This is a genomic window from Gemmatimonadaceae bacterium (assembly GCA_020851035.1).
Lineage (GTDB): Bacteria > Gemmatimonadota > Gemmatimonadetes > Gemmatimonadales > Gemmatimonadaceae > JACMLX01.
In genome coordinates this window covers 57040-76864 of record JADZDM010000014.1, presented here as the reverse complement: position 1 = coordinate 76864, position 19825 = coordinate 57040, and the positions used below count along the sequence as shown (strand labels likewise).

Here is a 19825-nt window from a genome sequence, read left to right as displayed (position 1 = left end):
TCTACCGTTCAGAATCGGGGCGAGACCGTCTTCCTGGAGCCACTCCCAATGCCTGCCATCCATCGTGGTGCGCCGATCCTGCGGCACGTCGGCGTGATCCTGCTGCTCACCGTCGGTGCCGGGTGCACGAAGGCGCGCCCGGCGGTGGATCCGCAGTTCGTGTCACAGTGGATGCGCACCTCGCTGGCCTTCGTCCGCAGCGAACGACTGGGACCGCCGGTGGCGTCGCGGATCTCCGCCTACGCATCGATCGCACTCTACGAGGGCTACGCGGCGGATCCGCAGTCCAGGCTTCGCTCGTTGTCCGGGCAGCTCAACGGCTTCGCGGCGCTCCCCGCCGGCGACGCAGTGGATGGGCCGATCGCGGCAGCGGAAGCGGAGCGGGTGGTGATGGACTCGCTCTTCCGCGACGGACTGCCGGGCACGCGTCGCACGATCGATTCGCTGGCGGCGGCGCAGGTCGCGGCGCGGGTGCGGGCCGGTGTGAGCGCGGCGGACAGCGCACGCTCGCTGGCACATGGGCGCGCGATCGGTGCTGCGATCCTCGACTGGGCCGCGCGGGACAGCTTCTTCGCCACGCGGGGCCGCGCCTGGAAGCCGTCCGGCCGGCGCGAGGAGTGGATGAACACGTCGACGGTGGCGCAGTTCGTCCCGCAGACGCTCTCGAACCAGTCCGACGTGGTGTTGCTCGACAACCCGAACGTGCGCGAGGACGTCGAGACGGCGACCGACAAGGGCACGTTCACCAACCGTCCGCGCGCCGATGGCCCGACCACGCTGCCGACCTTCAACCCGATGAAGCCGACGGAGCCGTACTGGGGCGTGCTGCGCCCGTTCGTGCTCACGTCGGGTGACGAGTGCGCGCCGCCGCCGCTGCCGCCGTATTCGGAGGCGCCGGGGTCGGCGTTCCGGACGATGGGTGAGCAGTTCCACGACAGCGTGAAGGCCCTCACGCCGGACCAGAAGCAGGTGGCGCTGTTCTGGGCCGACAATCCGGTGGCCACGGGCACGCCGGGCTTCCACTGGATCAGCGTCGCGAACCTGATGGTCGCGCGGCGGCAGCTGGGCGCCGACGCTGCGGCGGAACTCTACGCGCTCACGTCGATCGCGATCGCCGATGCCTTCATCGGATGCTGGCGCGAGAAGTACCGGTCGAACGTGGTGCGTCCCGAGGTGTGGGTGCGGCGCGTGCTCGACCCCTCGTACCAGACCGTGATCCCCACGCCGCCCTTCCCGGAGTACACGTCGGGACACTCGGTGCAGTCGGGTGCCGCGGTGGACGTGCTGATCCGGCTGCTCGGTGACACGATTCCGTACATCGACTCGACGCAGGTGGACATCGGCCAGCCGCCGCGCCGGTTCGCGACCTTCTCCGCCGCGCGCGCCGAGGTCGCCATCTCGCGCGTGTATGCCGGCGTGCACTACCTGCCCGCCGTGGTGGACGGGATGGTGCAGGGGCAGTGCATCGGCCGGAAGGTCAACGCGCTGCAGACCAGACGCGCGCCATGAACCCGTTGCGGGCGTGGCGCGCGGCGGCGGTGGTCGCCGCGGCCGCCGTGGTGGCGGGATGCAGCGGTGCGCCGGCCGTGGACACGAGCTGGCACGAGGCCGCCGGCCATCGCTGGCGCGCACTGGCCGTGCCCCGCCGCGGTGACGCCGGCTTCGAATTGCTGACGGCATCGCGCACCGGGCTCACCCATCGCAACGACATCGACGAGACGCGCGGCCTGGACAACCGCGGCCTGCTGGACGGTGCGGGCGTGGCACTGGGCGACGTGGATGGCGACGCGCGGCCGGATGTGGTGCTGGCGTCGGAGGAAGCACCGGCCGCGCTGTACCACAACGATGGCGACTTCCGGTTCACCGACGTGACGAAAGCCAGCGGCCTGGATTTCACCGGTGTGCAGACCACCAGCGTGGTGCTGGCCGACGTGGATGGTGACCGCGACCTCGACCTGATCGCCGGCACCTTCGGCGGCCCGGTGCTGCTGTTCACCAACGATGGCCGTGGGCACTTCACGAATGCGACTGCGGGAAGCGGGCTCACGGGCGGCTACAACGCCTCCACCATGACCCTCGCCGACGTGGACGGCAACGGCTCGCTCGACCTGTACGTCACCACATACAAGGTGCGCAACGCGCTCGACGCCTACACGCCGCAGCAGCGCGCGTTCGACCAGGTGCTGCGGAAGGTGGGTGATTCGGTGGTGGTGGTCGATGCGTGGGTGAAGGAGTACCGCGTCGAGAAGCGCCCTGACCTCGGTGGGTTCCTGCGGTCGCAGCGGGCGGAACCCGACCTGTTCTTCCTCAACGACGGGACGGGGCACTTCACGCGCACGCCGGTGCAGGGCGACCGCTTCCGCGACGAGGCGGGCCGTCCGCTGGCGACGGAGCCCGACTACTTCGGGCTCGCCGCCCGCTTTTACGACGTGAACGGCGACGGCGCGCCCGACCTCTACGTCTGCAACGACCTGGAGGACCCCGACCAGTTCTGGCTCAACGACGGTCGCGGCAACTTCCGGCTGGCACCGACGATGGCGCTGCGCGCCACCAGCAACACCTGCATGTCGGTGGACTTCGCCGACGTGAACCGCGACGGGCTCGTCGACATCTTCACGAGCGACATGCTGGCACCGACGCTCGCGGCACAGCAGCGCCAGGTGCCGACGCACACGCCGCAGCAGAAGCCGGTGGGGCTGTCGCCCGAGCGCACGCAGTGGATGCGCAACATGCTGCAGCTCGCGCGCGGTGACGGCACCTTCGCGCAGGTTGCCGACTTCGCCGGCGTGACGGCCACCGACTGGACCTGGGGCTCGGCCTTCCTCGACGTGGACCTCGACGGCTTCGAGGACCTGCTGACGGTGAACGGCCACCGCTACGACGTGCGCGAGGCCGATCCGTACGACCGCATCCGCAACAGCTTCCCGCGCGTGCCGTGGAACCGCGAGTCGAAGGAGTTCCCGCGCCTGGCCACGCACAGCATCGCGTTCCGCAACGGCGGAGACCTCCAGTTCACCGATGCGAGTGCGGCCTGGGACTTCGGCACCGACGAGGCCATCTCACAGGGAATCGCCCTCGGTGACCTGGATGGCGACGGCGCGCTGGACATGGTGGTGACGCGCCTGGACGCGCCCAGCGTGGTGTACCGCAACCGCACGGCGGCACCGCGCGTGTCAGTGCGGCTGAAGGGGCAGGGCGCCAACACGCAGGGCATCGGTGCGGTGGTGACCGTCACGGGTGCCACCGGCCCCGTGCAGTCGCGCGAGATGACGGCGGGCGGCTACTACCTCTCGGGGAGCGACGCCCAGCTCACCTTCGCCGCGCGGGATACCGCGCTCTCGATCCACGTGCGCTGGCGGAGCGGCCGGGAGAGCCGCATCCAGGGCATCCGTCCCGACCGCCTCTACGAGATCGCGGAGCCGTCCCTCACGCAATTCGGTGACAGTGCACGAATTGTCCCGGCGCCATCCGGTGACCGTGCGCGACCCGCCCTGTTCGCCGACGCGACACCGCTGCTTGGCGGCGCCGCGCACGTCGACTCGCTCTACGCCGACTTCAAGCGCCAGCCGCTGCTGCCCAACCGCTTCAGCCAGCTCGGGCCCGGCGTGAGCTGGATCGACGTCGATCGTGACGGCCGCGTGGACCTCGTCTTCGGCAGTGGACGCGGCGGCGCGCTCCAGGTGCTGCGCAACGACGGTGCGCGCTTCGTGCCGATGGCGGTGGGCGGCGGCGTGCAACTGGCCGACCTCACCACCGTGCTGCCCCACACCACGGCGGGTGGCACCAGCGCGCTGCTCGCCGGCCAGTCCAGCTACGAGGCACCCGACACCGCCGCCGCGCGGGCGATGCCAGCGGTGCTGACCTTCGCCGCCGGCTCGCGCATCGGGGCGCCGGTGCCGGCGGTGGCCGGTGATGCCGCCAGCATCGGGCCGCTGGCGATGGCCGACGTGAACGGCGATGGCGTGCCGGACCTGTTCGTCGGGGCGCGGGTCATTCCGGGCCTCTGGCCGCTCCCCGCGCGCTCCCGCCTCCTGCTTGGCCAACCGGATGGCACCTTCACCGACGACCCGGCCAACGCGCGGGCGATGTCGGCGCTCGGCCTCGTGTCATCGGCACTGTTCGCGGACCTGGATGGCGACGCGAAGCCGGAGCTGGTGCTGGCGGTGGAGTTCGGGCCGGTGCGCGTGTTGCACAACGACAACGGCACCTTCCGCGACGTGACCGAGGCGATGGGGCTGCGCACGCGCTCGAGCCGCTGGAACGGTGTCAACGCCGGCGACTTCGACGGGGACGGCAAGCTCGACCTCGTCGCCACGAGCTGGGGCCGCAACGTGCCGTGGAAGGCGAGCGAGGCGGCGCCGTATGCGCTGTTCGTGGCCCGCATGGACGGCGACCGCCTCGGCCTGCTCTTCGCGCAGCGCGACGCGCGGACGCAGCGCGAGATGCCGCTGGACGGCTTCGCGCGCATCGGGGCGGCGCTGCCGTCGGTGAAGGCGACGTTCGCGACGTTCGCCGAGTTCGCGGCGGCGGACGTGGAAACCGTGCTGGGGCCGGCGGCGGCGCAGGCGGTGCGGGTGGGGGCCACCACGTTCGACCACGTGCTGCTGCTCAATCGCGGCGACCATTTCGAGGCGCGTCCCCTGCCGACCGCCGCGCAGCTGGCGCCGTCGTTCGGCAGCGTGGTGGCGGACTTCGATGGTGACGGGGCGGAGGACCTGTTTCTCGCGCAGAACTTCCATCCCACCGAGATCAACACCATGCGCTTCGACGCCGGCGTCGGCCTGCTCCTGCTTGGCGATGGCGCGGGGAGCTTTCGTGCGCAGACGGTGCAGCAGAGCGGCATCTCGGTGCCGGGTGACCAGCGTGGCGCGGCGGCCGCCGACTACGATGGCGACGGGCGCGTGGACCTGGCCGTGTCGCAGAACGGCGGGCCGATGACACTGTGGCGCAACGCCCGGGCGACGCCTGGGGTGCGGGTGCGGCTGGAGGGTCTGCCGTCGAACCCGCTCGCGATCGGGGCGCAGGTGGCGGTGGTGTCGGGGACGCGGCGCGGGCCGGTGCGGGTGCTGCGCGCCGGCAGCGGCTACTGGTCGATGGACGCCGCGGCGCAGGTGCTCGCACGGACCACCCGGATGACCGGGGTCTGGGTGCGGTGGCCGGATGGCCGTGAGCAGGTGGAGCCGGTGGCGTCGGACCAGCGCGAGGTGGTGGTCCGACGCCGGTAGCCGGTCGAGCGGCGGCTACTTCTTCTTGCGCGGCGGGCCGGAGCGGGTCCAGATCACGATCACGCCGCAGCCGGCGTTGCGGCCCGCGTACTCACCCGGCACGTCGGCGGGGCCGGTGTAGACCTCCATCGCCTCGATGTCGCGCACCGAGACGAGTGGCCCGAAGACGTTGTCGAGGTTGTCATCGACGACGTATTCGGGGAAGCATCGCATCGGGGCGCGGACCATGCGGATCTGGCACCCGTTCGGGCCGCCTGAACATTCCACGTTCACGCCTCGCAGGCTGCGGGCGATGTCCTGCAGGGTGGAGAAGCCGCCCTGTTCGATCTGCTCGCGCACGAGGTACTGTCCGGACCCGGTTTTCTGGCGCCGCTCGAAGTTGGCGAAGCGTGGGCCGCGGGACCGTTCGGCTTCGACCAGCACCGGGGCCAGGACCTGTCCGTTGGCGGCGCGGGTGGCTGGCGCCTGCGCAGCGGCCTGGGCTGCTGCGTCGCGCCGTGCCTGTCGCTGCGCCTCGACCGAGGTCGAATCGAGCTCGACGTTGTGCGCCATGATCTCGCCCGGGGCGAGGGCGACGATGAGCGCGCCGGCCGGGAACGCGGGGTGGCGGACGAGGAAGCGGGCGATGCCGGAGGGGAGGCGATCGAAGAGGAACACCCCGGTCGAGTCGGTGGTCTTGATGCGGCCGTCGCCCAGGACGACGACCGTGGCGCCAGGCAGGGGCGAGCCGCTGGACTTGTCGACGACAGCGCCGGAGAGCCGGGCGTTGCGCGCCTGCGCCCACGCCGTGACAGGCGGGGAGAGGGCGACCAGCACAGTCGCCAGCAGGAGGCGGGGGACGAGGGGCGTCACGCGGTGGAACGTGGCCGGCGCGCGCGGAGGGGTCAAGCGCGGGGGGGAGCGTCAAGCGAGCCCGGCCGCAAAAACTCGAGCGGACGCGCCATTGCCCCCGCGTGAATTCGGGATGATACTGGTAACGAAGCGTTGCCCGGCTGAAGCTGGCCGGCCGCACAGGAACGGTATACGCGCGATCCGGCGTGCCGGTTTCACCCCTGGTCCACAGGGGCGAGGCCGACATGTCGCTTCTCCGTGCCGCCGCAGTTCACGTCGTGGTTGCAGTCGCGGTCCACTCCTCCATCCCAAGAGGTACCCCAATGGCCGGTGTCTTGTTCAACAAGTCCCTGAGGTTTGCCGCAGCGATTGCGGCAATGACCGCAGGGGCACAAGTCGCGGCGGCGCAGGCGGCCGTATTTGCGGGACGGGTGACGACGCAGGGGCAGCCGATCGGCGGCGCCAGTGTCGGCATTCCCGAGATCGGTGTCGGTTCCAACACGTCGGCCGATGGTCGGTACAGCTTCACCATCGATGCAACGCGCTACCGTGGCCGGACGCTGAACTTCGTGGTGCGCTACATCGGCTACAAGCCGAAGCGGGTGGCGATTGCCATCGCGCCGGGTCGCGTGGACCGCGACTTCGACCTCGAGCGTGACGTGCTCAACCTCGACCAGGTGGTCGTGACGGGCGTGTCGGACGCGACGAGCCAGAAGAAGACGGCCTTTGCCGTGGCGGTGGTGGACAACACCGCGATCAAGGAAGTGCCGGCGATCTCGCCGGTGGGCAGCCTGGCCGGCCGCGTGGCTGGTGCCAGCGTGACGGCCGTGAGTGGCTCGCCCGGTGGTGAGCCGGCGATCCGGCTCCGCTCGGCCACGTCGCTGACGGGCAGCCAGAACCCGCTGATCATCGTGGACGGCACCATCACCCGTCTCGGCCTGGCGGACATCAACTCGCAGGACATCGACCACGTCGAGGTGATCAAGGGCGCGGCCGCGAGCTCGCTCTACGGCTCCGATGCGGCGAACGGCGTGATCCAGATCTTCACCAAGCGCGGCGCGAACCTGTCCGAAGGCCAGGTGAACTTCCAGTTCCGCAACGAGTACGGCCAGAGCTACCTGCCGAAGAAGGTCGGCCTGAACACCTCGACGGCGTTCCAGCTCGACCCGTCGAACACCACCGGCCTGTCGCGCGGCTTCAAGCTCGATGACAACGGCCAGCGCATCTCCGAGCCGGACGACATCTCGGACAACAGCTATCCGGTCGTGTACGACGCGCTCGGGGCCGTGTTCAAGCCCGGCGCGACGATGACGAACTACATCTCGATCGGCCAGCGCAAGGGCGGCACGAACTTCAACGCCTCGGTGCAGAACACGCAGGAGACGGGCGTGCTGACCCTGCTCAAGGGCTACAGCCGCCAGAACTTCCGCATCAACGTGGACCAGGCGATCACGGAGAAGATCAACCTGTCGACCGGCATGTTCTACGGCCGGTCCACGAACGACCAGACGAACGAGGGCAGCCTGTTCTTCGGCGTCCGGTTCCTGGAGCCGAACATCGACATCACGGCGAACAACGCGGACGGCACGCCGTACCTGGCCGCCATCCGCCAGCCCCCCTCGTCGGGCAACCTGTCGAACCCGCTGTACCGCCTGGCCAACCAGACGATCTCCGAAGACCGCAACCGCTTCACCGGCACGGCCAAGGTGAGCTACCGGCCGTTCGAGTGGCTGACGGCGGAAGGCAACTTCAACTACGACCAGAGCACGCGGAACAACAAGAACCTGATCCCGATCGGCTTCCTGAACTCGATCGGTGGCACGGGCCAGGGCTACCTGAGCCAGCGCTACACCGGGAACCGCGCCTTCAACACCGGCGCGACGCTGACGGCCACGAAGACGTTCGGCTGGTTGACGAACACGACCAAGCTGGCGACGGTCTACGAGGACCAGGCGGTGAACTTCCTGCGCGTCGAGGCGAACAAGCTGACGGTGGGCGGCGTGACCGAGTTCGGCGCGGCGGCGAAGGGTGACCTGAATGCCCCGAACGTCCCGACGTCCGAGTCGCAGACGATCCGCAACCAGAACTACTTCGCGATCACGACGTTCGACATCAAGGATCGCTACGTGATCGACGGTCTCGTGCGGCGCGACGCCTCGTCGCTGTTCGGCTCCGAGAACCGCAGCGCCACGTATGTCCGCGCCTCGGGCGCCTGGCGCTTCACCGAGGACTTCAAGATCCCGGGCGTGGACGAGGGCAAGCTGCGCGTGTCCTACGGCACCGCCGGCCTGCGCCCGCAGTTCGATGCGCAGTACGAGACGTTCTCGATCGACGGCGGCAGCCCGTCGAAGGTCACGCTCGGCAACCCGAACCTGAAGCCGGCCTTCTCGCAGGAGACCGAGGCCGGGTTCAACATCAACTTCCTGCGGAATTACAGCTTCGAGTACAGCTACTCGAAGAAGAACACGCGTGACCAGATCCTGAAGGTCCCGACCTCGTCGGGCACGGGCTACCAGAACACCTGGGTGAACGCCGCCACGCTCGACGGCGCCACCCACGAATTCGCCTTCGGCGCCGTGCTGGCCTCGAAGAAGGATTTCTTCTGGCGCCTGAACATCACCGGTGACCGCACGCGCTCGAAGATCACCGAGCTGAACGTGGCCGACTTCCTGGTGGGCCCCGACCCGAACGACGGCAACACGCGCATCTTCCGCGTCGCCGCCGGCCAGACCTTCGGCGTGATCTACGGCTCCGACTGGATCCGCACGGCGGACCAGCTGGCGACGAACATCACGAACGGCACCCTCACGGGCACGGCCTCGGACTACCAGCTGAACGAGCTGGGCTACTACGTCGCCAAGAGCGCGTACGGCACGGCCGCAGAGCGCCCGCTCAAGTACTTCGATGCGAACGGCGTGGCGCTGCGCCCGATCGGCGACGTGAACCCCGACTTCACGATGGGCTTCAGCAACACGCTGCAGTGGAAGGGCTTCACGATGAACGGCGTGGTGACCTGGCAGAAGGGCGGCCAGATCTACAACTACACCCGCCAGTGGCCGTACAACGAGCTGCGCGACACGGACTTCGACCAGCGCAACGCGGCGGTCAAGAAGCCGCAGGGCTTCTTCCAGGCCTTCTACAACAACTTCGACCCGAACAGCAAGTTCGTGGAAGACGGTGGCTTCGTCCGCCTGCGCGAGCTGGCCCTGAACTACCAGATCCCGAAGTCGATCATGCGCTCGCTGCGCGTGGGCGGCCTGGAGACGGCCCGCGTCGGTATCGTCGGCCGCAACCTGTGGACGCACACGAAGTACTCGGGCTACGATCCTGACGTGACGGGCCCGGGCGGCGATGGCAGCCCGTTCGGCTACCGCGTGGACTACTTCACGTATCCCGCGTACCGCACGTTCACGATGATGCTCGAACTCGGCTTCTGATCCTCTCGCCAACACTGGAGATATACCCGATGAAGATGACCCGATTCATGGGTGCTGCGGGCGTGCTGGCGACCCTGTCGCTTGCCGGCTGCGGCTCACTGGATGTCGAAAACCCGAACCAGCCGGACGCCAAGCGTGCGCTCGCCGACCCGGCGGCCCTCGAGGCCGTCGCGGGCGGTACCATGCGCACCTGGTTCAACACGTACGACGGGTGCGAGGGCAACTGCGTGCTGGTCACGCAGGCCCAGTCGTTCTCGGCGTCGTGGAACAACTGGAACATGAACTTCTATTCCAGCATCGACGCCGACGGCAAGCGCCTCACGCGCCCCTGGCAGAACGACAACGCCGCCGCCGGCCGCACCTCCATGGAAGTGCCGTGGGTGGGCATGTACTCCGCCGTCTCGTCGGCGGTGGACGTGCTGAAGGCGATCCGCGTGACCGGCACCGTGATCAACAACGTGGCCGACACGAAGCGCTCCGAGGCCGTCGCCGAGCTCATGCTCGGCGCCACGCTCAGCTACATCGCGCTCAACTACGACAAGGGGTACATCGTCGACGAGACGACGGACCTCTCGACGCTGGCGTTCTCGAACCGCAAGGAGATGCGGGACGCCGCGATCGCGAAGCTGCAGTCGGCCGCCACGATCGCGACGGCCAATGCCTTCACGACGCCGTCGAGCTGGACCAACGGCGTGTCGTACACGAACGTGCAGATCGCCCAGATCGCGAACACCATGTCCGCGATCACGCTGGCCTATTACCCGCGCAACGCCGCCGAGAACGCCACGGTGAACTGGGCGACGGTGCTGGGCTACACGCAGAAGGGCATGTCGTCGGGCACGGCCTTCGACTTCGTGTTCGTCGGCGACGGCTGCGTCTCGTTCTGCCACCAGATCCTGACCTGGTTCGACGACTTCAGCACCGGTCGCGTGCACACCCGCGTGGCCAACCTGCTGGATCCGGCCACCCAGGCCACCCCGTGGCCCGAGACCGGCAACCCGCAGCCGAACTCGGCTGACAAGCGCCTGGGCGACGGCTCGTTCGGTGACGCGTCGATCGTGGACGGCTTCGGCACCATCCCGAAGACGGCACGGGGCGGCACGGACTTCGTGTACTCCCGTGACGCCATCTTCCGTCCGAGCCGCGGCTCGTACCACCAGTCGAACATCGGCTTCATGCGGTATGACCTGACCGGCCTGCAGGATCCGTCGGGCATCTGGGCCGGCTATGGCCCGGCGCCGGTCATGACGGCGACGCAGAACGACCTGCTGTGGGCCGAGGCACTCATCCGCACCGGTGCACTGGCCGGCGCGGTGCCGCTGATCAACAAGACCCGCGTCACGCGCGGTGGCCTGAGCGCCGCGGCAGTCAGCGACGGTGTGGCAGGCCTGATCGACAAGCTCGGATACGAGAACGAGCTGGAGCTGATGGGCCTCGGCGCAGCGCCGTACTACTGGCGCCGGCGTATCGACGGCCTGATTGCCGGCACGCCGCACGAGATGCCGGTTCCCGCCAAGGAACTCGGCGTGATCGGACAGCCGACGTACACCTGGGGCGGCACGGGCGCAGCGAGTTCCGCTGCGCCGTGATCCTGCAGGTGTGACCGCATGACGACGAGGGGGCCGGAGATTCATCTCCGGCCCCCTCGTTGCATGCGCCACTGCCGTACGCAGCGGCGACGGCGGACCACCGGGCACGAATCAGCGCTCCGGATCCGCCGCGGCGAACTGCGCCAGGAGCGCGGTGGCGGAGCGGCCGGAGGCGAGTAGCGCGCGATTCCCGGGATGAATGAACCCGGCGTCCACGGCGGCATCGAGCATGGCCAGCAGCGGTTCCCAGAAACCGTGGGCATCGAGGAGCCCGATGGGCTTCCGGTCGATGCGGAGCTGCGACCAGGTGAGCGCCTCGAACAACTCGTCGAGGGTGCCGTAGCCGCCGGGAAGCACGATCACGGCGTCGCTCAGCGCCGCCATGCGGGCCTTGCGCTCATGCATCGTGTCCACGAGCTCCAGGCGGGTGAGGCCGCGATGTGCGATCTCACGCCGCTCGAGGCCGCGCGTTAGGACCCCGATCACCTCACCGCCCGCCGAGAGCGCACCATCGGCCACGGCACCCATGCAGCCGACCATGGCGCCACCGTAGACGACGCCGATGCCGGCGCTGGCGAGCTCCGCGCCGAGCGCGCGTGCGCCGACGAGGAAGCGAGGATCCGCGCCGGGTGCGGAGCCACAGAAGACGGCGACGCGACGGAGTGGCACTGGCAGCGCTGACATGCGGTCTGGAGGAGGTTCCGGGTGCGGACGACCCGGCAATCCTAGCAGCTCGATCCGTGTCGCGCGCGGTGGATCAGAGCAGCCGGTTCCGCTCGAAGAGCAGGTTCCGCGGCGTGACCTTCCACTCGTAGTTCCGGTACAGCACCGCGCCACCGTTGATGGTGCGGTCAGTGCGCTCGATCTTCATGCGCGCCCGCACGACCACCGACATGATCCGGTCGTAGTCGTTCAGGGTGTCGGCGTCGAATCCGTCGGCGGCGATGCGCTCGTTGCCATCGGTGAAGGCGAGCCGGGTGCTGAAGGTCAGCACGCCGCGTGCGGCGGGGCCTGCATTGAGCTGGCCGGTGGTGGTGAACCCGTCAGCGCGCATCAGGGTGCTGGCGAGGGTGTTGTGGTAGTAGCCGGTGGCCTGCAGCCGCTGCACGGCGACGGTGGTGCGGGTGAGCCGCAGCCCGCCGGTGAGCCCCGCCGGCCAGACGAACAGCGAGTCGGCGGTGGACCAGGTGATCCGCCGCTGGCCCGCGACCGGGGTCGAGACGGCGGTGAGCACGATCAGCCGGCGCACGTTCTGGACCTGCAGGAGCGCGAGGTCGCCAACCCGGAGCTGGAAGGGCACGACGTTCGGGTCGACGAGGTCGATGCAGGTGGCGCCGCAGGTGCCGCCGGGCGGCAGGGGATCGATCGAGGCGACCGGCACGACCATCCGGTAGACCTCGGCCTGGTTGGGCAGGTACGGCACCGACAGTGCGACGACGGTGTCGCCGCGCGTGGCGACGGCGCCGAATGTGCTCGTGGACGGGAGCGAGACGCCGGCATCCTGCACGTCGCGTGCGACCGACAGGCCGACGAAGCGGGCGTCGCGATTGAGGCCGTCGCGCATGTCGGTCGCGCGGCTGGATCGCAGCGTGGCAGAGGCGAAGTTGGCCGAGATGGTGAGCACGACCAGGCCGAGCACCATCGCGATGAGGAGCTCGATGAGCGTGAAGCCGGCGCGCCGGTTGCCGCGGCGGATGGGAGTCTGGTCGGGCATCATGCCCCCGGCGCGATCCTGGCGCCGCGGAAGAGATTCGTGATCAGCCGCACCGGGGCCGTGCCGCGGCGCGGGGTGATGATCACCTCGAGCATCAGGAGGTTGTCCTGCACGACGGTGACCACGAGTTCCCGGGTGAACTCCCCCCCCGTGACCGGGGCGCCGGTGGCATCCACGGCCTGGGGTGCCTCGCTGGCCACGGACCACGGATCCCGGGCGCGCACCGCCTCGAGGTGGTCGCGGGCCAGGCTGAGTGCCGCGGTCCGCGTGGTGGAGATCGTCTGCGACCTGAGGCGGGTGGTGTTGGCGGCGCCGATCGCCATCACGGCCGTCGCCAGCAGCACGACCGCGACCATGATCGAGAGCAGCGCGAAGCCGCGGCGCTGGCCTGCGTCCGGCGTCGGGAGGGCCGGCATATGCTCGACGGGGTCGGACGTCACTGCCAGCCACCGTTGAGCCAGCGCCAGACGCGCACGTTGGCGGCGGGGTTGATCTCGATGGCGTACACCGATCCGGCGTCCTGCGCATGTGTGAGGTAGATGAACATCGCCGTGCCCATCGGTTCCGTGATGCCCCGGGCGGTGAACGTGAGGCGCCGCACGCCGGTTGGCGCGGTGGCATCCGGGTCGTTCGGCAGCCGCGTCGCGAGGCCGCGGCTCATGATCACGCCCTTCTCGAGTGTGCGGCGATAGTGCGTGCCGAACGCCGTCTGCTCGGTGGCCGACTCCGCGAAGGTGCTGTCTCGGTTCTGGTCGAGGTAGAACTGCCAGATCGTGTCGTTGATCACGGTGCGCACGCGGGCGCGTGCACCGTAGGCGCGGGTGCGCGCGAGGTCCAGGTCCTGTGCCAGCACGCGGGCATTCTGCTCGACCGTGGCACGCGTGGAGATCCGGAGCTTGGGCACGGCGATCGTGGTCATCACCGCGAGGATGGCGAGGACCACGAGCAGCTCGACCATCGACGTGCCACGACGAGTCATCAGAACACACTGCGGTAGGAGACCTGCACCACGGCGCCGAGACTCGGCGTGCCGGGGGGCAGGAACTGCGGGTCGCTGAAGCGGGTCTCGAAGGCCCAGTCGCGCGACGGAGGGTTGTAGTAGCCGAATCCCATGTTCAGTCCGTGGCCCCACGGTCTCGACGACTGGCGGCTGGTGAAGAGCGCCACCAGCGATCCGCGGTACTGGAACTGCGTACCACCGGTGCTGCCACCCCAGTCCTCGAGGAAGCGCGGGAAGTTCTCGAAGCCGCCACCGTAGGGCTGGGTGCCGCAGTTCATGGCATCACACGGCGTCTCGGAGTTCCCGGCGAGCAGGGCCGCGTACACCGTCGTGGCTGCGAAGGTGCGCGGCCGCGGGAAGACCGCCGACGAGTCGTCGGCCCATGCATTCGACAGGAAGGTCGCCACGTCGCCGAGCAGCGAGGCCGGCTTCCAGTTGGTCGTGTTGTAGTCACCCTGCACGTAGAGGGCGCTGTTGGTCGAGACGGTCATGCCCCCGACCTCACCCGGCGCGGCGGCGGGGAGTTCCCAGCCGTTCTTCAGGCGCAGGGCCGGGTAGTCGCGGCCGGCGACGAGGGTGTCGCGATTCTGGAACTCGACGTAGAGCACGTTCACCTGGCGACTGCTGACGTTGGCGTTCACCCACGCCCGCAGCGCCGCGACATCGAGCTCCAGCACGTCGGGCGACCGCATCTCGCGGCCATCGTAGAAGGCATCGCGCGCGAACTGCAGGATGCCCGGGCATGCGCCTGCGAGCGCGGCACGGCCGCCGGTGCGGACGAACGTCGCCTCGGTACACACGTTCGTGAGCGGCGCGGCAAGGTTCACCACGATGCGAAGATCCGCCTTGTTGGCCATCCGCACGCCGCGCACTTCCGGGGTGTCTCCCACCAGCGCAGGGCGAATCAGCTCGATCGGGTCCATTCCGGTGGGCAACGGAAGCTGCAGTCGTCGCACGCCACTCTCGCCGCTCATCAGGCGCCCATCGAACACCGTGTTGCTCTGCGCGACGAACGCCGCACCAGGATGGCTGCGGCTGTCGAAGTCGAGCGGCATCAGCGTGCCGGAGGCGTTGGCAATCCGCACACCCGGCAAGCGCGAGACCGTGTCCTTGCGCATCCAGAACACGCTGTCGGCCGCCGTGACCTGGCTCATGTAGTCGGCGTTGGCGGAGCTGAGGTAGATGTTGCGGTTGGAGTGCACCCAGCCCACGAACGTCATCGGCGGGCCGTTGGTGATCTCGAGGTCGCGCTCCGCGAACACGCCGAACTGGAACACCGGCACGGCCTGCACCAGGACACCGAGTTCGATGGCGGCGCGGTTGCCGCCGGCATCGTCGGCGGTGACGGACACCTTCATCGGCTGCTCCAGCGCATACAGGCCGCTGAAGGCGCCACGCGTGATGATCCGCATCGCGGCTCCGCCGACGTACGACGTGCTCTGCGTGAACGTGAACCCCGGGAGGGTCGGGGTGGTGAGGCTGGTGATGTCGGCGGGGCTGACGACGCCGTCGGCCATCGCGGCGTCGAGCTGGGCCATCAGCTGGTCACCTGCGCCCTCGGCAGCGTACTGCACGCGGGCGGCGCGCACCTCGACGCCGGCCGTGCGCGAATAGACCGCGATGGCAGTCGTGGCGACGCCGATGAGCGCCCCGAAGAGCACGATCAGGAGGAGCGTGGACTCGAGCGCGAAGCCGCGGCGCAGGGATTTTGATCGAGCGGGTTCGTCCAACCGTGAGTGGTTCGGAGCGAAACGCGACATACCACACTCCAGAGGCAGGCCCGACCAGTGGACGATGGACGTGGGACACTGGTAACAGCCGAGTCTGACTCTGGGTGTGGTCATGCCACGGGTCGGTCGAAGAAGTCACTGCGGTGACTGGTAGTGCTGCTCCAGTGCTGGTGTCACAGGCTCTTGCCGTGCCGTGCCCGACAACATGGCAGGGGGCGCGCCACGCCGCGCAGGTCACTGCAAGTCATTGCCCTGCAATGGCTTGATCGCGGGATGTGGCTGCCGATCGCCCGTGGGATGCGGAGCGTTTCGCGGCAGTTCGGGCGATCTGCGGCAGGGCCCATGCCGCGACTATTTCGCGGCTTCCTCGCGCGGGAAGAGCGCGGCGCCCTTCGTCACCCGCCAGCCGGCAGCGTCCACCGCGGCACGTGTGGGCCATGAAACCCCGTGCACACTGCCGGGAGCGCCGAGCGATTCCCAAAGCGCCTGCGCCTTGGCCGGCATGAACGGGGCGATGGCCACAGCCTGTCGCGCCAGTGCACGCCCGAGCGATCCGAGCACCTGCAGGAGCGCCTCGCGCGTGTCGGGGGACTTCGCCAGCGCCCAGGGCTGGTGCAGCTGCACGTGTTCGTTGGCGCGTGCCACGGTGCGCCAGATCGCCGCCAGGCTGTCATGGATCATGTAGCCGCGCGACCCGTCGATCGCGGCGGCGGCGTCGGCCAGGTCGGCGAGGTCCTGCTCGTCGAGCGTGTCGGGCACCGCCGGTGGAATCACGCCGTCGTTGTACTTCTCGATCATCGACGTGACGCGACTGGCGAGGTTGCCGAAGGCGTTCGCGAGGTCGGCGTTGTAGCGCTCACCGAACCGCTCCCACGAGAAGCTGCCGTCTCCGTCGAAGGGGATCTCGCGGAGCAGGAAGTACCGGAATGCGTCGGCGCCGAAGCGGTCGATCGCCTCGCGCAGGTCGAGCTTCACGCCGGCGCTCTTGCTGAACCGCTCTCCGCCGAGGAGCACGAAGCCGTGGCCCCAGACGCGCTCCGGCAGCGCGATCTCTGCCGCCATCAGCATGGCGGGCCAGATGACCGCGTGGAACCGGGTGATGTCCTTGCCGATGACGTGGACCTGCGCCGGCCAGCGCGTCTCCCAACCCGGCTGGTGCGGGAAGCCGGTTCCGGTGAGGTAGTTGGGCAGCGCATCGAACCACACGTACGTGCCCTGTGCCTGGCCATCGCTGGTGGGGCGCGGGAACGGCACGGCCCACCCGCTGCGGGCGCGGCTCGCGGACACGTCCTCGAGTCCCGAGTCGAGCAACCCGAGGATCTCGTTGCGCCGGCTGGACGGTTGCACGAACGCCGGGTTGCCCTGGATCAGGGCGCGGAGCCGGTCGGCGTACGCCGAGAGGCGGAAGAACCAGTTGCGCTCCTCGACCCACTCGAGCTTGCGGGTGGGGTGCAGCACGCACTGTCCGTCGACGATCTCGGTGTCGGTCTTGAAGGCCTCGCACCCCACGCAGTACCAGCCCGCATAGCTCTTCTCGTAGAACGCATCGGGCGACCGCTCGAAGATCCGGGAGATCAGCGCCTGAACGCCGGCCTCGTGCTCCGGCGAGGTGGTGCGGATGAACTGGTCGTTCGAGACCTGGAGGGTGGTCCACATCCCGGCGAACCGGCTGGCGATGTCGTCCACGAAGGCCTGTTCCGAGACGCCGGCGGCGGCGGCGGTCTGCGCCACCTTCTGGCCGTGCTCGTCCATCCCGATCATGAAGTGCACATCGTGGCCGAGCGCACGATGCGCGCGCGCGATGGCGTCGGCACCGATCTTCTCGAAGGCGTGCCCGATGTGCGGGTCACCATTCGCGTAGTCGATGGCGGTGGTGATGTAGAAGCGCGACACGGTGGATCCGGATGTGGACGGGTTGGTGCACGGCGCCGCGACCGCTGCGCGCGTCAGGGCAAGCTACTGCGGCTGAGTCTCGTCACCGCCGGCGGGACGGTTGCCACGCCCACGGCGTCCGCCGCGGCGGCCGCGCCGGCGCCGGCGCCGCGGGGCGTCGCCGGCAGGGGTTCCATCTGCCGAGGGGCTCTCCGTTTCGTCCGCGTCGGGATCGTCACCGTCCTCGTCGTCATCACCGGCGTCGTCGGTGCCGGAGGCGCCCATCATCACCGGCGCAACCGCAGTACCGGGGGGAGACGTCGGCGTCCGGATGGCCTCGGCGTCCGGAGCCGGCACGGCGGCCTCCGCCTTCACCGGCGTCGCCGTGACGGCGGGACGTGCGGGCGTAGCGTCATCCGGCCCGGCCGGCGCCGGCGTCACGGGTGCGACCGTCGCACTGCCGCGCGGTGTGGCGGGGAGCACGGGCAGCGTGCGATCCTGGGCTGGCAACCGCGTGCGCTCCGGGGTCGCGCGCGGCGCATCGTCGAGGGGAAGCACTCCCTCCTCCGCGGCCTCGCGCGCGTCGGCCACGCTGAACTCGTCGGTCACGCCCGGCGTCCACGCCGACGTCTCGCGGCGCAGTTCGAGGAGCGTGAGGATTCGGGTCTCGCCGTCGGCAGCGCGCAGCGTGACGCGATCGTGGAAGATGTCGTTGAGGATGACCTTCTCCTCGCCCTTCGCCGTCGCGATGACCTTCCCCTCCTTCGGGAATCGCTTGCGGCTCTGCACGTAGAACTCGTGCTCGTAGCGCAGGCAGCACATGAGGCGTCCGCAGGCGCCGCTGATCTGCGTGGGATTCAGGGACAGCTTCTGGTCCTTGGCCACGCCGAGGTTCACGGGCCGCAGGTCGGGCAGCCACGACGCGGAGCAGTACTGGCGCCCGCAGCGGCCGATGCCATCGAGCCGCTTGGCCTCGTCGCGCACGCCGATCTGCTTCAGCTCGATGCGTGCCTTGAAGGTGCTGGCGAGGTCCCGCACGAGGGTGCGGAAGTCGACGCGCTTCTCGGCGGTGAAGTAGAGCGTGAGCTTGCGGTGGTCCCACTGCCATTCGGCGTCGGTGACCTTCATCTGCAGGCCGAGGGCGCGCACCTGCTGGGTGGCCGCGCGGCGGGTGGCTTCGTTCTCCTCGACGAGGGCGGTGGCGCGCCGGATGTCGTCGCGGTTCGCGAGTCGCACGACACGGCGTGCCGCCACGCCGAGTGCGGCACCGTGTGCGACGCCGGCGAAGCGCTGCTCGGCGAGCTCGCCGATGGCGTGCACCTGTCCCAGGTCCTCGCCGCGGTCACCCTCGACGATCACCTGCGTCGGCGGGCCCGGCGGCGGGACGACGTCTTCCCAGCGGAAGAACTCCTTCCGGTTGCCCTTGAAGGCAACCTCGATCAGGTCCGACATCGGCTAGCCGATGAACTGGCCCATGCGAAGGAACTTCTCGCGGCGGCGGCGCACGAGCTTCTCCGGTCGCAGGCCGCGGAGGTCGTCGAGGAGCCGGACGAGGGTGGTCTTGAGCGTGGCGGCGGCGGCATCGTGGTTGGTGTGCGCGCCGCCCTCGGGCTCGGGCACGATCTCGTCGATCAGTCGCAGCTCGACGAGGTCGGGCGCGGTGATGCGGAGGGCCTTGGCCGCCTTCTCCTTGCTCTCCTGCGACTTGTTGTCCTTCCAGAGGATGGCGGCACAGCCTTCCACTGAAATCACGGAATAGATCGCATTCTCGAGCATGAGCACCCGGTCGGCCACGCCGAGGGCCAGTGCGCCGCCGGAGCCGCCCTCGCCGATGACGGTGGCGATGACCGGGACGGCGAGCTTGCTCATCTCGAAGATGTTGCGCGCGATCGCCTCGGACTGGCCGCGTTCCTCGGCGCCGAGGCCCGGCCAGGCACCGGGGGTGTCGATGAAGGTGAGGATGGGCACCTGGAACTTCTCGGCGAGCTTCATGAGCCGGAGCGCCTTGCGGTAGCCCTCCGGGTGCGGCATCGCGAAGTTGCGCTTCAGGTTGTCCTTGGTGTCGCGGCCGCGCTGGTGGCCGATGATCATGACCGTCTCGCCCTCGAGGCGTCCCCAGCCGCCGATGATGGCCGCGTCCTCGCGGAAGGCGCGGTCGCCGTGCAGCTCGATGAAGTCGGTGAAGATGCGGTCCACGTAGTCCATCGTGAACGGACGCATCTTGAAGCGCGCGACCTCGACGCGCTGGAACGGCGTGAGCTGCTTGTAGATCTCGCGGCGCAGCTCGGTGAGGCGCTTCTCGAGCGGCTCGATCTCGAGCGCGACGCCGAAGGAGGCGTCGCCGGCGAGCCGCTTGAGGTCATCGATGCGCTGCTCGAGTTCCGCGATGGGTTTCTCGAACTCGAGCGCTGCAGCAGTTGCCATGGT

General features: G+C 69.3%; 13 protein-coding genes. 4 read left to right on the top strand and 9 right to left on the bottom strand.

Features of this window, described 5'->3' with window-relative positions; genetic code table 11:
- Positions 1 to 48: 48 nt before the first annotated feature.
- Together IT355_10965 and IT355_10960 are read left to right on the top strand one after the other, a co-directional pair.
- Positions 49 to 1509, top strand: a complete 1461-nt coding sequence (locus IT355_10965) for a vanadium-dependent haloperoxidase (GenBank protein MCC7053779.1) — start codon at positions 49 to 51, stop codon at positions 1507 to 1509.
- Entirely contained in the window at positions 1506 to 5225 is a 3720-nt protein-coding gene (locus tag IT355_10960) for a VCBS repeat-containing protein (GenBank protein ID MCC7053778.1), read from the top strand. The genes IT355_10965 and IT355_10960 overlap by 4 nt, the downstream gene beginning before the upstream one ends.
- A gap of 15 nt (positions 5226 to 5240) precedes the next feature.
- On the opposite strand, the gene IT355_10955 is transcribed toward IT355_10960, so the two are convergent.
- Positions 5241 to 6077, bottom strand: coding sequence for a carboxypeptidase regulatory-like domain-containing protein (locus tag IT355_10955; GenBank protein MCC7053777.1), 837 nt, complete (start codon positions 6075 to 6077; stop codon positions 5241 to 5243).
- 356 nt (positions 6078 to 6433) lie between these two features.
- Here IT355_10955 and IT355_10950 point away from each other — a divergent pair, with 356 nt between their 5' ends.
- Both IT355_10950 and IT355_10945 read left to right on the top strand, forming a co-directional pair.
- Positions 6434 to 9493 carry a SusC/RagA family TonB-linked outer membrane protein gene (locus tag IT355_10950; GenBank protein ID MCC7053776.1) on the top strand — a complete coding sequence of 1020 codons (3060 nt, stop codon included), beginning with the start codon at positions 6434 to 6436 and terminating at the stop codon, positions 9491 to 9493.
- Between the two features lie 29 nt (positions 9494 to 9522).
- The gene (locus IT355_10945) at positions 9523 to 11082 is read left to right on the top strand and encodes a hypothetical protein (GenBank protein MCC7053775.1); all 1560 of its coding nucleotides are present in this window, start codon (positions 9523 to 9525) and stop codon (positions 11080 to 11082) included.
- A gap of 111 nt (positions 11083 to 11193) precedes the next feature.
- Here the strand turns inward: IT355_10945 and IT355_10940 are convergent, their stop codons facing one another.
- The 8 genes from IT355_10940 to IT355_10905 all read right to left on the bottom strand — a co-directional run bounded on the left by IT355_10940 (position 11194) and on the right by IT355_10905 (position 19822).
- Entirely contained in the window at positions 11194 to 11766 is a 573-nt protein-coding gene (locus IT355_10940; protein MCC7053774.1) for a TIGR00730 family Rossman fold protein, read from the bottom strand.
- Positions 11767 to 11839: 73 nt separating this feature from the next.
- Positions 11840 to 12799, bottom strand: a complete 960-nt coding sequence (locus IT355_10935) for a prepilin-type N-terminal cleavage/methylation domain-containing protein (protein ID MCC7053773.1) — start codon at positions 12797 to 12799, stop codon at positions 11840 to 11842.
- Positions 12796 to 13212, bottom strand: a complete 417-nt coding sequence (locus tag IT355_10930; GenBank protein MCC7053772.1) for a hypothetical protein — start codon at positions 13210 to 13212, stop codon at positions 12796 to 12798. The genes IT355_10935 and IT355_10930 overlap by 4 nt, the downstream gene beginning before the upstream one ends.
- Before the next feature lie 20 nt (positions 13213 to 13232).
- The gene (locus IT355_10925; GenBank protein MCC7053771.1) at positions 13233 to 13775 is read right to left on the bottom strand and encodes a prepilin-type N-terminal cleavage/methylation domain-containing protein; all 543 of its coding nucleotides are present in this window, start codon (positions 13773 to 13775) and stop codon (positions 13233 to 13235) included.
- Complete coding sequence (locus tag IT355_10920) at positions 13775 to 15556, bottom strand: hypothetical protein (GenBank protein ID MCC7053770.1); 1782 nt, start codon at positions 15554 to 15556, stop codon at positions 13775 to 13777. The genes IT355_10925 and IT355_10920 overlap by 1 nt, the downstream gene beginning before the upstream one ends.
- A 321-nt stretch (positions 15557 to 15877) precedes the next feature.
- Positions 15878 to 17419 carry a methionine--tRNA ligase gene (locus IT355_10915; GenBank protein MCC7053769.1) on the bottom strand — a complete coding sequence of 514 codons (1542 nt, stop codon included), beginning with the start codon at positions 17417 to 17419 and terminating at the stop codon, positions 15878 to 15880.
- Between the two features lie 63 nt (positions 17420 to 17482).
- Positions 17483 to 18850: a hypothetical protein gene (locus IT355_10910; GenBank protein ID MCC7053768.1), complete on the bottom strand. Its 1368-nt coding sequence runs from the start codon at positions 18848 to 18850 to the stop codon at positions 17483 to 17485.
- A gap of 3 nt (positions 18851 to 18853) precedes the next feature.
- Positions 18854 to 19822 carry an acetyl-CoA carboxylase carboxyltransferase subunit alpha gene (locus IT355_10905; protein MCC7053767.1) on the bottom strand — a complete coding sequence of 323 codons (969 nt, stop codon included), beginning with the start codon at positions 19820 to 19822 and terminating at the stop codon, positions 18854 to 18856.
- Positions 19823 to 19825 lie beyond the last annotated feature (3 nt).

Coding starts and splice junctions, on each gene's coding strand:
- IT355_10945 (MCC7053775.1), top strand. CDS start 9,523: ATGAAGATGACCCGATTCATGGGTGCTGCGGGCGTGCTGGCGACCCTG.
- IT355_10910 (MCC7053768.1), bottom strand. CDS start 18,850: ATGTCGGACCTGATCGAGGTTGCCTTCAAGGGCAACCGGAAGGAGTTC.
- IT355_10905 (MCC7053767.1), bottom strand. CDS start 19,822: ATGGCAACTGCTGCAGCGCTCGAGTTCGAGAAACCCATCGCGGAACTC.
- IT355_10965 (MCC7053779.1), top strand. CDS start 49: ATGCCTGCCATCCATCGTGGTGCGCCGATCCTGCGGCACGTCGGCGTG.
- IT355_10920 (MCC7053770.1), bottom strand. CDS start 15,556: ATGTCGCGTTTCGCTCCGAACCACTCACGGTTGGACGAACCCGCTCGA.
- IT355_10950 (MCC7053776.1), top strand. CDS start 6,434: ATGACCGCAGGGGCACAAGTCGCGGCGGCGCAGGCGGCCGTATTTGCG.
- IT355_10935 (MCC7053773.1), bottom strand. CDS start 12,799: ATGATGCCCGACCAGACTCCCATCCGCCGCGGCAACCGGCGCGCCGGC.
- IT355_10925 (MCC7053771.1), bottom strand. CDS start 13,775: ATGACTCGTCGTGGCACGTCGATGGTCGAGCTGCTCGTGGTCCTCGCC.
- IT355_10960 (MCC7053778.1), top strand. CDS start 1,506: ATGAACCCGTTGCGGGCGTGGCGCGCGGCGGCGGTGGTCGCCGCGGCC.
- IT355_10940 (MCC7053774.1), bottom strand. CDS start 11,766: ATGTCAGCGCTGCCAGTGCCACTCCGTCGCGTCGCCGTCTTCTGTGGC.
- IT355_10930 (MCC7053772.1), bottom strand. CDS start 13,212: ATGCCGGCCCTCCCGACGCCGGACGCAGGCCAGCGCCGCGGCTTCGCG.